Annotated in this window: 13 protein-coding genes; 8 read left to right on the plus strand and 5 right to left on the minus strand. The window is 68.8% G+C overall.

What is annotated here, in order from left to right; genetic code table 11:
• The first annotated feature begins 78 nt into the window (after positions 1 to 78).
• Positions 79 to 888 (plus strand): S1 family peptidase, encoded by an 810-nt coding sequence (locus tag BM362_RS22740; protein ID WP_067579567.1) that lies wholly within the window; start codon positions 79 to 81, stop codon positions 886 to 888.
• A 527-nt stretch (positions 889 to 1,415) separates the two neighbouring features.
• Here BM362_RS22740 and BM362_RS22745 read toward each other — a convergent pair.
• On the minus strand, positions 1,416 to 1,877 hold the full coding sequence (locus BM362_RS22745) for a MarR family winged helix-turn-helix transcriptional regulator (RefSeq protein WP_093574430.1): 462 nt from the start codon (positions 1,875 to 1,877) through the stop codon (positions 1,416 to 1,418).
• A gap of 61 nt (positions 1,878 to 1,938) precedes the next feature.
• On the opposite strand from BM362_RS22745, the gene BM362_RS22750 reads away from it, so the two are divergent.
• Positions 1,939 to 2,832, plus strand: coding sequence for an alpha/beta hydrolase (locus tag BM362_RS22750; RefSeq protein WP_093574431.1), 894 nt, complete (start codon positions 1,939 to 1,941; stop codon positions 2,830 to 2,832).
• Between the two features lie 3 nt (positions 2,833 to 2,835).
• Here the strand turns inward: BM362_RS22750 and BM362_RS22755 are convergent, their stop codons facing one another.
• Positions 2,836 to 3,942 (minus strand): NAD(P)H-dependent flavin oxidoreductase, encoded by a 1,107-nt coding sequence (locus BM362_RS22755; protein ID WP_067579573.1) that lies wholly within the window; start codon positions 3,940 to 3,942, stop codon positions 2,836 to 2,838.
• Between the two features lie 8 nt (positions 3,943 to 3,950).
• Complete coding sequence (locus BM362_RS22760; protein ID WP_208865294.1) at positions 3,951 to 5,546, minus strand: acyl-CoA synthetase; 1,596 nt, start codon at positions 5,544 to 5,546, stop codon at positions 3,951 to 3,953.
• Between the two features lie 65 nt (positions 5,547 to 5,611).
• On the opposite strand from BM362_RS22760, the gene BM362_RS22765 reads away from it, so the two are divergent.
• The 3 genes from BM362_RS22765 to BM362_RS22775 all read left to right on the plus strand — a co-directional run bounded on the left by BM362_RS22765 (position 5,612) and on the right by BM362_RS22775 (position 7,729).
• Positions 5,612 to 6,400, plus strand: coding sequence for a crotonase/enoyl-CoA hydratase family protein (locus tag BM362_RS22765; protein WP_067579577.1), 789 nt, complete (start codon positions 5,612 to 5,614; stop codon positions 6,398 to 6,400).
• A gap of 142 nt (positions 6,401 to 6,542) precedes the next feature.
• Positions 6,543 to 6,848, plus strand: coding sequence for a transposase (locus tag BM362_RS22770; protein WP_167545391.1), 306 nt, complete (start codon positions 6,543 to 6,545; stop codon positions 6,846 to 6,848).
• On the plus strand, positions 6,845 to 7,729 hold the full coding sequence (locus BM362_RS22775; RefSeq protein ID WP_107309553.1) for an IS3 family transposase: 885 nt from the start codon (positions 6,845 to 6,847) through the stop codon (positions 7,727 to 7,729). The genes BM362_RS22770 and BM362_RS22775 overlap by 4 nt, the downstream gene beginning before the upstream one ends.
• A gap of 243 nt (positions 7,730 to 7,972) precedes the next feature.
• On the opposite strand, the gene BM362_RS22780 is transcribed toward BM362_RS22775, so the two are convergent.
• Complete coding sequence (locus BM362_RS22780) at positions 7,973 to 9,502, minus strand: acyl-CoA synthetase (RefSeq protein ID WP_093574435.1); 1,530 nt, start codon at positions 9,500 to 9,502, stop codon at positions 7,973 to 7,975.
• Positions 9,503 to 9,583: 81 nt separating this feature from the next.
• Between BM362_RS22780 and BM362_RS22785 the strand changes: the two genes are divergently transcribed.
• The 3 genes from BM362_RS22785 to BM362_RS22795 are packed head-to-tail and all read left to right on the plus strand — an operon-like array spanning position 9,584 to position 12,786.
• Positions 9,584 to 10,567, plus strand: coding sequence for a Zn-ribbon domain-containing OB-fold protein (locus BM362_RS22785; RefSeq protein WP_093574436.1), 984 nt, complete (start codon positions 9,584 to 9,586; stop codon positions 10,565 to 10,567).
• Between the two features lie 6 nt (positions 10,568 to 10,573).
• On the plus strand, positions 10,574 to 11,626 hold the full coding sequence (locus BM362_RS22790) for a thiolase domain-containing protein (protein ID WP_093574437.1): 1,053 nt from the start codon (positions 10,574 to 10,576) through the stop codon (positions 11,624 to 11,626).
• Positions 11,623 to 12,786: a thiolase domain-containing protein gene (locus BM362_RS22795; protein WP_093574438.1), complete on the plus strand. Its 1,164-nt coding sequence runs from the start codon at positions 11,623 to 11,625 to the stop codon at positions 12,784 to 12,786. The genes BM362_RS22790 and BM362_RS22795 overlap by 4 nt, the downstream gene beginning before the upstream one ends.
• A gap of 32 nt (positions 12,787 to 12,818) precedes the next feature.
• Here BM362_RS22795 and BM362_RS22800 read toward each other — a convergent pair whose 3' ends face one another.
• Positions 12,819 to 13,853, minus strand: a complete 1,035-nt coding sequence (locus BM362_RS22800) for a YhjD/YihY/BrkB family envelope integrity protein (protein ID WP_093574439.1) — start codon at positions 13,851 to 13,853, stop codon at positions 12,819 to 12,821.
• Positions 13,854 to 13,892 lie beyond the last annotated feature (39 nt).

A 13,892-nucleotide genomic window follows, 5' to 3' on the forward strand; every position in this document is an offset into this window, starting at 1 on the left:
AGTCGGTTCGTCACCGCACGACACCTCCCCGCCCCCGGGAGCGGAAGCTCCACAGTGGACACCGGAAGGACCATCCCCTTGGCCGACAAGCGAAACTTCAGCATGCTCACGCGAGTACTGGCGGGCGCGGCAGCACTCGCGGCCGCCGCCGGATTCGCGACGCCCGCCGTGGCGTCGACGCCGCCGTCGCCGGGCGCGGAGCCTCAGGTCGTCGGCGGGACTCGCGCCAGCCAAGGGGAATTCCCGTGGATGGTCCGGCTTTCGATGGGCTGCGGCGGCGCGCTGTACACCGACCAGATCGTGCTGACCGCCGCGCACTGCGTCGACCGCACCGGAGCGGACTCGTCGATCACCGCGACGTTCGGCGTGGTCGATCTGCAGGACTCGAGCGCGAAGAAGGTCCGCTCGACCTACGTCTACCGCTCCCCGACCTACGACTCCACCGGCGGCGACTGGGCGCTGATCAAGCTGGCGAGCCCGGTGAGCGGCATCCCGGCCCTGCCGATCGCGAAGAACGCCGACAACAACTCCGGCACGTTCACCATCGCCGGCTGGGGCGCGGCCCAGGAAGGCGGAGCGCAGCAGCGCTACCTGCTGAAGGCCGAGGTCCCCTTCGTGGACGACTCGACGTGTCAGTCCCAGGGCGGCGACTACGCCGACCTGAAGCCGGACGCCGAACTGTGCGCGGGCAAGCTCGACACCGGCGGCGTCGACACCTGCCAGGGCGACTCCGGCGGCCCGATGTTCCGCCGGGACGGAGCGGGCGAATGGATCCAGGTGGGCATCGTCAGCTGGGGCGACGGCTGCGCCCGCGCCCACGCTCCCGGCGTGTACACCGAGGTGAGCACGTTCGCCTCCGACATCGCCGCCGCGGCCGGGAAGATCTGACCCCTGCGTGACGCAGCCGGGTGCGGGACTCAGCTGGGGTTCCGCACCCGGTTTGTGCGGCGTTGTGCCGGGCGCCTCGCAGAAGTCGCGGAAGGAGAGCTGCGGCGTTTTCCGGGCGCGCCGCACCAGGAAAGCTACGGCGCTCTCCGGGCGCAACGAAAGCTACGGCGTGCTCCGGGTGCAGCGCACCAGGAAAGCCGCAGCGTTCTCCGGGCGCAGCACACCAGGAAAGCCGCAGCGTTCTCCGGGCGCAGCACACCAGGAAAGCCGCAGCGTTCTCCGGGCGCAGCACACCAGGAAAGCTACGGCACCTCCCGGACGCAGCGCGCCAGGAGGGCACTGAGGCGGGTCTCGGCTGGGCCCGCGTTCGGATGCTCGCGGGTGCGGCTCGCGAACCTCCCCCTGGGACGAAGCCCGCGATGCCACGCTGGCAACTCGCCCGGAGTCGCCGTGTTCCGCTCCTCCACCGTGCCGGAATGCGGCAAGCGCCGATCGACCCGGGAGCCCGCCAGCAGAAGCCGCGAGACCTAACCCGCGGGAAGCCCGACCCCACGCTCCTCCAGCACCCCGCGCAGCTCGGCGAGCACCGCGATGACCGCCGCGGCCCGGTCCTCCCCCACCACCGAGCCGATCAGCACGTCGAGCTGTTCCCGGAACGTCTGCTCCATCGCCTCGGTCAGCTCCCGCCCGGCGGGGGTCAGCTCGACGAGCGACGACCGCCGGTCCTCCGGGTTCGGCACCCGGCGCACCCAGCCGCGTGCTTCGAGCCGGTCGACGCCCTTGCTGGTCGCCCCGATCCCGACGGCGAAATTCACCGCGAGGTCCGCGACCCGCGACTGCGGATGCCGTCCCAGGTACTGCAGGAACTCGAACTGCGCCGCGCCGATGCCGTGCCCGGCCTTGAGTCCCTCCGTCAGCGCGTTGTAGATCCGGGTCTCGCAGCGCACGAGATGGTCGAAGAGCTCCTCGTTCGCCGAAGTACCTTCCATGGCATATAGTCTAGCATTATATGCCTAGGCATATACTTCCACGGAATCCTGAGGAGAGCAGATGAGCAGGGAACAGCGCCGTGCGATCGCCGGGAAGCTGCGGAACGCGCCGGAACAGCCCGAAGCGGCTTCGATCGACCAGATGCGAGCCGGGTTCGCCGCGTTCATGAGCCAGTGCCCCGTGCCTGCCGGGCATCGGGAAACTCCGGCCACACTCGCCGGGAGACCGGCCGTCCTCGTCGAACCGACAGGCACGCCGCGGCCGGGCACGATCCTGTACTTCCACGGCGGGTCGTTCTCGCTGGGCTCACCGCGGACCGCGATGGGACTGACCGCGAATCTGGTCCTGCGCACCGGAGTCCGCGCGCTCTCACTGGATTACCGGCTCGCACCCGAGCACCCGTTCCCCGCCGGGATCGAAGACTGTCTCGCCGCCTACCGCAGCCTCCTGGCAGACAACGACCCGTCCTCGATCGTCTTCGCCGGCGACTCCGCGGGCGGCGGTCTCTCCGTCACCACCACCCTCGCCGCGCGCGACGCGGGGCTGCCGATGCCCGCCGGGATCGTCGCGTTCTCGCCGGGGCTCGACCACACGCGTTCCGGAGCGTCCCTGGTGACCAAGGAGGAGGCCGACCCCTTCTTCACCCGGGAAAGCATGGGCGAGACCGGCGAGCTGTACCTGGCGGGCGCGGACCCGGCCCAGCCGCTCCTCGCCCCGGCGGTCCACGCCGACCTGACCGGCTTCCCGCCCGTCCTGCTGCAGGTCGGCACGAACGAGGTCCTGCTGGACGACTCGGTCCGGCTGGCGGAACGCGCCCGCGAGGCGGACGTCGACGTGATCCTCGACATCACCGCCGACGTCCCGCACGTGTTCCACGCCTTCACCGACGCTCTCGACGAAGCGGGACAAGCCCTCGACCGGGCCGCCCTCTTCATCAAGCAGCGCCTCGCCTGAAGCTCAGCGGATCTTGTCCAGCCGGGAGAGCGTCTCGTCGAATCCCCGCACCAGATCCGCCAGCACCTCGGCCACCGGGCGGACCCGGTCCATCCGGCCGACGATCTGGCCCACCGGCATCGACACCACCGACGGGTCCGCCGCGGCGTGGATCCGGTTGTGCGCGTGGGAAACCAGCAGGTTCTGCAACGGCATCGGCAACGGTTCCGGCGCACCCGGCGCCGCCCAGGCCTCCGTCCAGCGGGTCTTCAGCAGGCGGGCGGGCTTGCCCGTGTAGATCCGCGTCCGGACGGTGTCCGCGGAGGTCGCCGCGACCAGTGCGTTCTGCATCGCCTCCGATTCGGGCATCGTCTGGAGGTACTCCTGGGTCGCGAGCCAGTACGAGCCCATCCACGCGCCCGACGCGCCAAGGGCCAGTGCGGCGGCGACCTGGCGGCCGGAGCCGATTCCTCCGGCCGCCAGGACCGGGGCGCGGTCGCCGACCGCGTCCACGATCTCCGGGACCAGCACCATGGTCGCGATCTCGCCGGTGTGGCCGCCTGCCTCGTGTCCTTGTGCGACAACGAGATCCACGCCGTTGTCGACGTGCCGCACGGCGTGCGAGCCCTTTCCCGCGAGGGCCGCCACCGGGACGCCCGCCTCGTGGGCGCGGGTGATCACGTCGACCGGGGGCGAGCCCAGTGCGTTGGCGATCAGGCTGATCCGGTGCTTCAGCGCGACGTCCACATGGGACCGGGCGACGGAGTGCAGCCAGCCCAGAACCCCGGCGCGTTCGCCGGTGTCGTCAGGCAGCGGCGGGACCGCGAGATCCTTCAGCACTTTGTCGACGAATTCCCGGTGCCCCGGCGGGATCAGCTCGTTCAGGTCGGTCTGGGTGCCTTCGGAAGGGATCTTCGCCGGCATCACGATGTCGACGCCGTAAGGCTTTCCGCCGGTGTTTTCGTCCATCCAGGACAGCACCGCGTCGAGTTCCGCGGCGTCGTTGAACCGGACGCAGCCCAGCACGCCCATGCCGCCCGCGCGGCTGATCGCGGCCGCGACGTGTTCCGACGGGGTGAATCCGAAGATCGGCACCTCGATGCCGAACCGGTCGCACAACGATGTGCGCATGCGCCCTCCTAGGCGGGTTCGTGTTCGGCGGCGTACCGCTGGGCCCACGGATAATCCGGCTTCCCGCTCGGCGAACGGCCGATTTCCTCGGCCAGCCACACCGTCCGCGGCACCTTGTACCCGGCGACCTCAGTCCGCACGTGCGCTTCCAGCGCGGCCAGATCCGGCCGCACGCCGGGACGCGGCTGGACGACGGCGGCCACGCGCTGGCCGAGCCGGTCGTCCGGGATGCCGATGACCAGTGCGTCGAAAACGTCCGGGTGCGATTTCAGCGCGCCCTCGACTTCTTCCGGATACACCTTTTCGCCGCCGGTGTTCACGCACTGCGATCCCCGGCCCAGCAATGTGACCGTGCCGTCTTCCTCGTAGCGCGCGTAGTCTCCCGGCACGACGTAGCGGACGCCGTCCACTTCGGTGAAGATCGTGCGGGTTTTCTCCGGGTCGCCGTAATAGCCGAGCGGGACGTGGCCGCGGCGGCCGATCAGCCCGATCGCGCCGGGTTTCGGTTCGACGAGCTTGCCGTCGTCGTCGAGCAGGATCGCGTCCTTGCCGAAGTTCACCCGGGGCCCGGCGGAATGGTCGGAATCCTTGCCCACCATGCCGATTCCGGTGAATCCGCTCTCCGAGGAACCGATCGCGTCGGTGATCACGACGTTCGGCAGCATCTCCAGGAATTCCTGTTTCACCGAATGCGAGAACAGCGCCGCGTGGCTCGACACCGCGACCAGCGACGACGCGTCGTAATCGCCGGAGCGATAGGCCTCCACGAGCGGCCGCGCCATCGCGTCGCCGACGATCGTCAGCACCTGCACCTTGTGTTCCTGCACCGCACGCCACACGTCGTGCGCGTCGAACTGCGGGACGAACACCACCGGGCTGCCGGTGAACAGCGCACCGAACGCGGCCCACTGCGCGGCCCCGTGGATCAGCGGCGCGGCGGGCAGCCGCACGAGCGAACCGGATTTGCCCTGCTCGCTGAGCGTCCATTCGTCCGGCACGTACTCGCCGGTGACGAAGTTGATGCCGCCGCCCAGCGCGCGCCAGATGTCCTCGTGCCGCCAGAGCACGCCCTTGGGGTAACCGGTGGTGCCGCCGGTGTAGAGGATGTACAGGTCGTCGGCGCTGCGCTCGCCGAAGTCGCGTTCGTCCGACTCGCCCTCAAGCGCCGACTCGTACTCGACGCCCGTCTCGTACGGCGTGTCCGAACCGTCCTCGACGACTACAACGTGTTTCAGTTTTGGCGTTTCCGTCAGCACCGCCGCCACCCGGTCGGAGTAGCGCCGCTCGTGCACCAGCGCCACCAGGTCGGCATTGGTGAACAGATAGCGGAGTTCTCCGTGGACGTAGCGGTAGTTCACGTTCACCGCGATCGCGCGCAGTTTGTACGCGGCGAACATGACTTCCAGTGCCTCGATGGAGTTCCGGGAATAGACACCGATGTGGGAACCGGGTCCCACGCCGTGCGCGGCCAGGTGGTGGGCCAGCTTGTTCGCGCGTTTCTCCAGCTGCGCGAAGCTGACCTGGCGTCCGCCGCACACGACCGCGACGCGTTCCGGCACGGCGTCGACGGCGTGCTCGAGTAGATCCGCGATGTTGAGTGCCACGCACCCAAAGTAGAACATGTTATCGTTCTGGGCAATGACCCCGGCCAGCTGAGAAGGAGGCCCCGGTGGCCGAACCCCACGCACTCGTCAGCCTCGAAGGCCGCACCCTCGTGGTGACGATGAACCGCCCGGAAGCCCGCAACGCCCTCACCGGCGAAATGCTTTCGATCATGGTCGAGGCCTGGGACCGGGTGGATTCCGACGACCAGGTGCGCAGCTGCGTCCTCACCGGCGCCGGCGGCGCGTTCTGCGCGGGCGCGGACCTGAAATCCATGTCCCGCAACGCCCCCGGCAAGTCGTTCTCGAACGGTTCCTTCGACCCGAGCCGCATCGAGGGCCTGCTGAAGGGCCGTCGCCTCACCAAACCGCTCATCGCCGCCGTCGAAGGCCCCGCCATCGCGGGCGGCACGGAAATCCTGCAGGGCACGGACATCCGGGTGGCCGCGGAGAGCGCGAAATTCGGCGTCTCCGAACCCCGCTGGGGCCTGTTCCCGATGGGCGGCTCGGCCGTGCGGCTGCCCAGGCAGATCCCGTACACCGTCGCCGCCGACCTCCTCCTCACCGGCAGGCACATCACCGCCGCGGAGGCACGCGACATCGGCCTGGTGGGCCACGTCGTCCCCGACGGTCAAGCGCTGGCTCGCGCGCTGGAACTCGCTGAACTGATCAACGACAACGGCCCGCTCGCGATACGCGCGATCCTCAAGACCATCCGCGACACCGAGGCCATGCACGAGGAAGAAGCCTTCAAACTGGACGCCAAGTACGGCATCGAAGTCTTCGCCTCAGCCGACGCGAAGGAAGGCCCGAAAGCCTTCACCGAAAAGCGCAAACCCCACTTCCAAGCCCGCTGACCCACGTACGTGAGGGGGACCCTGCGGGAATCCGATTCCCGCAGGGTTCCCCTCACTGGCATTGGGCGTGACCCGTTTTGACGGACATCTCGGATGAGGGGCGCGGGCAGCGTCTCTGGGAAGGATGTTCATCATGGTGTCCATGGGCAAGAAGAGGCCTCAGCGGTCTCGGCGGGTGTTCACGCCGGAGTTCAAGGCCGAGATCGTGGGGATGTGCCAGTGTGGCGAGCGGTCGGTCCCGCAGGTGGTGCACGATTTCGAGTTGACCGATTCCGCGGTGCGCAAGTGGATCAAGCAGGCCGGGATCGACGCCGGGACCCGGACCGACGGCCGGACCAGCGGCGAGCTGGACGAGCTGGCGGCGTTGAAGGCGGAGAACCGCCGGCTTCGCGAAGACGTCGAGATCCTGAAACGAGCCACGGCTTTCTTCGCGAACGAGACCCGGTGAACGTGTACCCGTTCATCGAGGCGGAGAACGCCGGCACCGCCGGCAACGTGAAACGTTCCTGTGAGCTGCTTCAGGTCTCCCGAGCCGCCTACTACGCCCACCGCGCCGCCGCCGGGTCGCGGCGCGACCGCGACGACACCGCCCTCTCGCGGAAGATCGCCGAGATCCACGCCTGCTCCGCCGGCACTTACGGCGCCCCGCGAATCCACGCGGAACTGGCCGCGGACGGGGACCGCCACGGACGGAAGCGGATCGCCCGGCTCATGCGCGCCCAGGGCCTGCGCGGCCGGACGGCCCGACGCTGGCGCACTACCACGATTCCCGATCCCGGGGCCGGCCCCGCGCCAGACCTCATCCAACGCGACTTCGCCCGCGGCACCGCCGTCAACCAACGCTGGTGCGGCGACATCACCTACATCCACACCTGGGAAGGCTGGCTCTACCTGGCCACGGTCATCGACATCTCCTCCCGCAAGGTCGTCGGCTGGGCGACCGCGGACAACCTGCGCGCCGACCTGATCGACCACGCGCTGCGCAACGCGGTCACCCAACGCCGGCCCGGCCCCGGAGTGATCTTCCACTCCGACCGGGGATGCCAGTACACCTCCGGCCAGTACGCACGCCTCGCACGCGAACTCGACGTCCGCCTGTCAGTCGGCCGCAAAGGCGAATGCTGGGACAACGCCGTCGCCGAATCATTCTTCGCCACCATCAAAACCGAACTGCTCGACCGGCAGGCCTGGCCCGCCAAAGCCTTGGCGCGCAAAGCAATCTTCACCTACATCGAAGGCTGGTACAACACCCGCAGACGACACTCCAGCCTCGACTACCACAGCCCAGCAACCTGGGAAACCCACCACAACCACACACAAGTAGCCTAACCACGGCACACAACAACCCTGTCCGTCAAAACGGGGCAAGCCCACATTCAGTGCGTCACACGCACCCAACGCCACAGTGGGGCGCTAAACCGCCACCCGCGAACCCCACCGCTACCACCCACCCACACCGTGCACCCCCACCACCAACCGCGGCCAACGCACCCGGCTCATCAAGGCACCCACACCCCCACCACCCCGATACGAAGCCAAAAACACTCAAGCTTCGGGGTGGTGGCCCCCACCTCACGACACGTACTGCTCCCGCAACTTCCGCTTGTAAAGCTTCCCGTTCGGATCCCGGGGCAGCTCCGGCAAGTAGTCGACCGACCGAGGCAACTTGAACCGAGCCAACCGAGTCTCCGCGTACGCGAGCAGCTCGGACGTCAGCTCAGCCGACCCCTCAACCCCGTCCGCGGGCTGCACGACGGCCTTGATCTCCTCCCCCCAATCCTCGTGCGGCACCCCGAACACCGCCACATCCGCCACCTTCGGATGCATCACCAGCTCGCCCTCGATCTCCGCCGGGTAGATGTTCACCCCGCCGGAAATGATCATGTCGGCCTTGCGGTCGTGCAGGAACAGATACCCGTCCTCGTCGAGATGCCCGACGTCGCCCAGCGTGAACAGATCCCCGACGCGTGCCTTCTCCGTCTTGGCCTTGTCCCGGTGGTACTCGAACTTGGAATCGCCCATCTTCATGTACACCGCACCGGTCTCGCCGACCGGCACCTCGTGCCCGCCGTCATCAAGAATCCGGATCGTCGACCCCGGCCACGGCAACCCGACAGACCCCGGCTTCCGCAACCAGTCCTCGCCGGAAATCACCGTCCCGCCGCCTTCGGTCGCCGCGTAATACTCGGTGACAACCGGCCCCCACCACTCAAGCATCTGCCGCTTGACCTCAAGCGGACAAGGCGCGGCCCCGTGGATCATCACGCGCAGCGAGCTCAGGTCGTACTTCCCGCGCACCGCCTCCGGCAGGGCAAGCAACCGCCGGAACTGTGTCGGCACCATATGGCTGTGCGTAACCCGATGCCGTTCGATCAGCCGCAGCATTTCCTCGGCGTCCCACCGGTCCATCAGCACCGCGGTATGCCCCAGCTGCAGCGAAATAGCCACAAAATTCAACACTGCCGTGTGATACAGCGGCGACCCGCACAGATGCACGTGCTCGTCGAACGGCCGCAGCCCGAACACGCCGAAGAACCACGTCGAAGCAGCAGGCACCTGATCCGGATCCGCCCCGGTCAACGGCCGCTTGACGCCTTTGGGCCGCCCAGTCGTGCCCGAGGTGTAGAGCATCGGCGATCCGGCGGTCCGATTGTCCGGCCGCCCCTCGCCCAGCCCCGCGCCCAGCTCCTCGACGCGGCGGAAGCCAGGCACTGAGCCGACCGAGAACCGCGCCGAAGCGGGCAGTCCGGCTTCGTCGGCCGCGGCCACCGCGACGTCGGCGAACCGCTCGTGCGCCAGAAACGCCTTGGCTCCGCTGTCGGAGAGGATGTACGCGACTTCCGGTCCGACCAGATGCCAGTTCACCACCACCACGTACAGCCCGGTCTGGATCGCCGCGAAGTACGCCGCGACCAGGTCGTCGCCGTTCGGCAGCAGCAGCACCACCGCATCGCCGACGCCGAGGCCGAGTTCGCGCAGCCCCGAGGCGTACCGGTTGGCTTTCGCCGTCAGATCGCCGTAGGAAATTTCCCGCCCGTCCGGATCCACCAGCGCCACCCGGGCGGGCTCGGCCGCGGCGATGGTCCACAGTCCCAGGTCCATAGTTCCCAAATCTAGAACGCGTTCCACATAGACACAACAGGTTCCTTGCCTCGGATTCGAGAACGTGTTTCACTCGAAGTCGTGACGGTTTCGGATGCCCCTCTGTCGGCGCCGCTCAACGTCGGCTTCGACTACACCCGTTCGACCGGCCCGGTGCTCGGCCGATTCGTCAACGCGCTGCGCGAACGCCGGATCGAAGGCGTGCGCGGCAGCGACGGACGCGTGCACGTGCCGCCGGTCGAGTACGACCCGGCCACCGCGGACCCGTTGACGGAGTTCGTCCCGGTCGCCGCGGAAGGCGTTGTCGTTTCCTGGTCCTGGTGCGCGGATCCGCTCGACGGCCAGCCGCTGTCGCGTCCGTTCGCCTGGGTGCTGGTGAAACTCGACGGCGCGGACACCAGTCTGCTGCACGCCCTCGACGCCGGCTCCCCGGACAATGTCCACATCGGACAACGCGTGCGCGTGCGGTGGGCGGACGAAACCGTCGGCCACATCCGCGACATCGCGTACTTCCTGCCCTCCGGCGCGCCGGACACCACGCCCACCGAGGCTCCCCCGCCGGTGGCGAAGCGCGACGAAGGCGCGCCGGTCAGCGTGATCATCACGCCGGTGCACCTGAAATACCAGCATTCCGCGTCGCCGGAGGAAAGCCGGTACCTGCGCGGCCTCGCCGAAGGCCGGATGCTCGGCCAGCGCTGCCCCGAGTGCGGCAAGGTCTACATCCCGCCGCGCGGCGCGTGCCCGGTGGACGGCGTGCCGACCACCGACGAGGTGGAACTGCCCGACACCGGCATCGTCACGACGTTCTGCATCGTCAACGTCCCGTTCCTCGGCCAGCGCATCAAACCGCCGTACGTCGCGGCGTACATCCTGCTCGACGGGGCCGACATCGCCTTCCTGCACCTCGTGCTCGGCTGTGCCGCCGAGGAGGTCCGGATGGGCATGCGGGTGCGCGCCAACTGGCGGCCGCGCGAGGAATGGTGGACGTCGCTGGAGAACATCAGCCACTTCGAGCCCACCGGCGAACCGGACGCCGCGTACGAGACCTTCGCCCACCACCTGTGAGGAACCATGCCTGAAGTAGCCGTAGCCGGTTTCGCGCAGGCGCCCAACGTCCGCAAGACCGAGGGCACCACCAACGGCGTGGAAATGCTCGTGCCGATCCTCGCCGAGGCCTTCGCCGCGACCGGACTGTCCAAACAAGACATCGGATTCTGGTGCTCCGGATCGTCGGACTACCTCGCCGGGCGCGCGTTTTCGTTCATCGCCGCGGTGGACGCGCTGGGCGCGTTCCCGCCGATCAACGAGTCCCATGTGGAAATGGACGCCGCCTGGGCGCTGTATGAGGCGTGGCTGAAGATCCGCACCGGCGAGGTCGGCACCGCGCTCGTGTACGGCTTCGGCAAAGCCAGCGCCGGACAGCTCCGCCGGGTCATGGCGATGCAGCTGGACCCGTACCTCGTCACTCCGCTGTGGCCGGACTCGCTGGCGATCGCCGGCCTGCAAGCACGGTTGGGTCTTGACGGCGGGCTGTGGTCCGAAAAGGACTTGGCCGAAGTCGCTGCCCGTTCGCGGGCGGATGCGGCGAACAATCCGGCCGCACAGCTGTCCGGAACCGTGGACGCCGCCGAACTGCTCGACACCCCGTATGTCGCCGATCCCCTGCGCGCGCACGACATCGCGCCGGTGACGGATGGTGCGTCGGTGATCATCCTGGCGTCCGCGGAACGGGCCCGCGACCTCGTGGAGCGGCCCGCGATCATCTCCGGGCTGGAGCACCGCATCGACTCCCCCGTCCTCGGCGCGCGCGACCTCACGCGTTCCCCGTCGACCGCCATCGCCGCGGCACGGCTGGACCTCGACGGCGTCGAACTGGCCGAACTGCACGCGCCGTTCACGCACCAGGAACTCATCCTGCGCCGCGAACTCGGTCTCGACGACCGCGTCCGGATCAACCCGTCCGGCGGCGCGCTCACCGGGAATCCCATGTTCTCCGCCGGGCTCGCGCGTATCGGCGAGGCCGCCGCGCGCATCCATCGCGGCGAGGCGGCCAAGACGCTCGCCCACGCGACCAGCGGACCCGCCCTGCAGCAGAACCTCCTCGCCGTGCTGGAGGCACGATGACGAAACAGCTCGCCGCGGTGCTCGGGACCGGGCAGACGCACCACCGCGCGAAGCGCACCGACGTGTCGATGGCCGGTCTGATCCGCGAAGCGATCGACCGCGCGATGGCGGACGCCCAGGTCGGCTGGGACGACATCGAAGCCGTCGTGATCGGCAAGGCGCCGGACCTGTTCGAGGGCGTCATGATGCCCGAGCTGTTCCTCGCGGACGCGTTGGGTGCGAACGGGAAACCGTTGATTCGCGTGCACACCGCGGGCTCGGTCGGCGGCTCGACGGCGCTGGTCGCCGCTTCGCTGGTCCAGTCCGGCGTGCACCGGCGCGTGCTGACGGTGGCATTCGAGAAGCAGTCCGAATCGAACGCGATGTGGGGCCTGTCGATTCTGCCGCCGTTCCAGATGCCGGTCGGCGCTGGCGCCGGTGGCTACTTCGCGCCGCACGTGCGGTCCTACATCCGCCGTTCCGGCGCGCCCGAGCACATCGGGGCGATCGTGGCGGCGAAGGATCGGCGCAATGGCGCGTTGAATCCGTTCGCGCACTTGCAGCAGGCCGACATCACAGTCGAGTCGGTGCAGGCCTCGCAGATGCTGTGGGACCCGATCCGGTACGACGAGACGTGCCCGTCCTCCGACGGTGCCTGCGCGATGGTGCTCGGCGACGAAGCCGCCGGAGACGCCGTGCCGGGCGGTGCGGCGTGGATCCATTCGACGGCGATGCGGACCGAGCCCACGACGTTCGCCGGACGCGACCAGGTCAGCCCGCAAGCCGGCCGCGACGCAGCCGCGGCGTTGTGGCGCGACGCCGGCATCACCGATCCGCTGTCCGAAGTGGACGTTGCCGAGATCTACGTGCCGTTCTCCTGGTTCGAGCCGATGTGGCTGGAAAACCTCGGCTTCGCCGCCGAAGGCGAGGGCTGGAAGATCACCGAAGCCGGCGAAACCGCGATCGGCGGACGGCTGCCGGTGAACCCGTCCGGCGGCGTGCTGTCGTCGAATCCCATTGGCGCTTCCGGGATGCTGCGGTTCTCCGAGGCGGCCAAGCAGGTGATGGGCCGCGCTGGCGACTATCAGGTGGACGGTGCGCGCATCGCGATGGGGCACGCCTACGGCGGCGGCTCGCAGTACTACAGCATGTGGGTGGTGGGGGCAGCAAAGCCCGCGTGAGCGTTGGTCCCGGTTCTAACCGGGACAAACGCTCACGAGTCCTTTCGCCGCCCCCTTCGCAACGCGACCGCCGCCCCCAACGCCCCCACTATCGCCCCCAGGACCGCCGCCTTCCCGCTGTGTTGTTTGGGCACGATGATCGGCCGCAGCTGCGTCGCCGCCGGGGGCTGGATCGGCTTGCGCGGAGCGTCGCGCGCGGTGGCGGTCCAGGCGGTGATGTAAATCAGCATCCGCGCGATCAGCGAGATGAAGAACAGCAGACCGATCACCGAACCGAACGCCACGCCGGAAGGCGACTTGCTGATCAGGTTCAGGTAGAACCCGCCGGCCAGCTTGAGCAGTTCGAAGCCCACCGCCGCGGCGACCGCGCCACGCATCGCACTGCGCCAGCCGACGCGTTCGCGCGGCAGCCGGGTGAGCACCCACAGGAACACCAGCCAGTCGGCGAGCAGCGCCAGCGGCACCGAGACGAACGACAGCAGGTTGTGTCCCCAGCTCGTGTCCTCGACCCCGACCAGCCCGAGCAGCGAGCGGCCGACCGCGGTGCCGGACACCGAGATCCCGAACGACACCAGCAGCGCCGCGGCCAGGCCGAGCAGCGCCAGGACGTCCATGAGGATCGTGCGCAGCAGCGGCTCCTCGGACCGGTTCTGGCCGTACATCGCGGTGAGCGCGTCCCGCAGCGCGTTCATCCAGTTCCAGCCGGAGTACAGGCCCACGACCAGACCGGCGACCCCGACTCCGGTGCGCTGCTCCACGAAGCCGGTCAGGATCGACGACACCTGCGCGCCGATCGGACCGGGGAGCGCGCCGGAAATGCCGCGCACCAGCGCGTTGAGCAAATGCGGCTGCGTGGCGAGCACGAACCCGGCCGCCGACGACGACAGCATGAGGATCGGCACCAGCGACAGCAGGCTGAAGTAAGTAATCGACGCGACGTAGTGGTAGCCGCCGTAGTCGATGTACCGGTTGGTGGCGCGCGCGATGTGGTCCAGCCATCGGTACCGGGCACGCGCGCGGGCCCACTTACTCGGCCCAGGGGTCTTGCGGGAACGCTTCACCGTCACTGTTTACCCAGCGGACGCGCTGTTTGTCGCAAAAGACAC

The sequence above is a fragment of the Amycolatopsis rubida genome, assembly GCF_900115345.1.
GTDB classification, from domain to species: Bacteria; Actinomycetota; Actinomycetes; order Mycobacteriales; family Pseudonocardiaceae; genus Amycolatopsis; species Amycolatopsis rubida.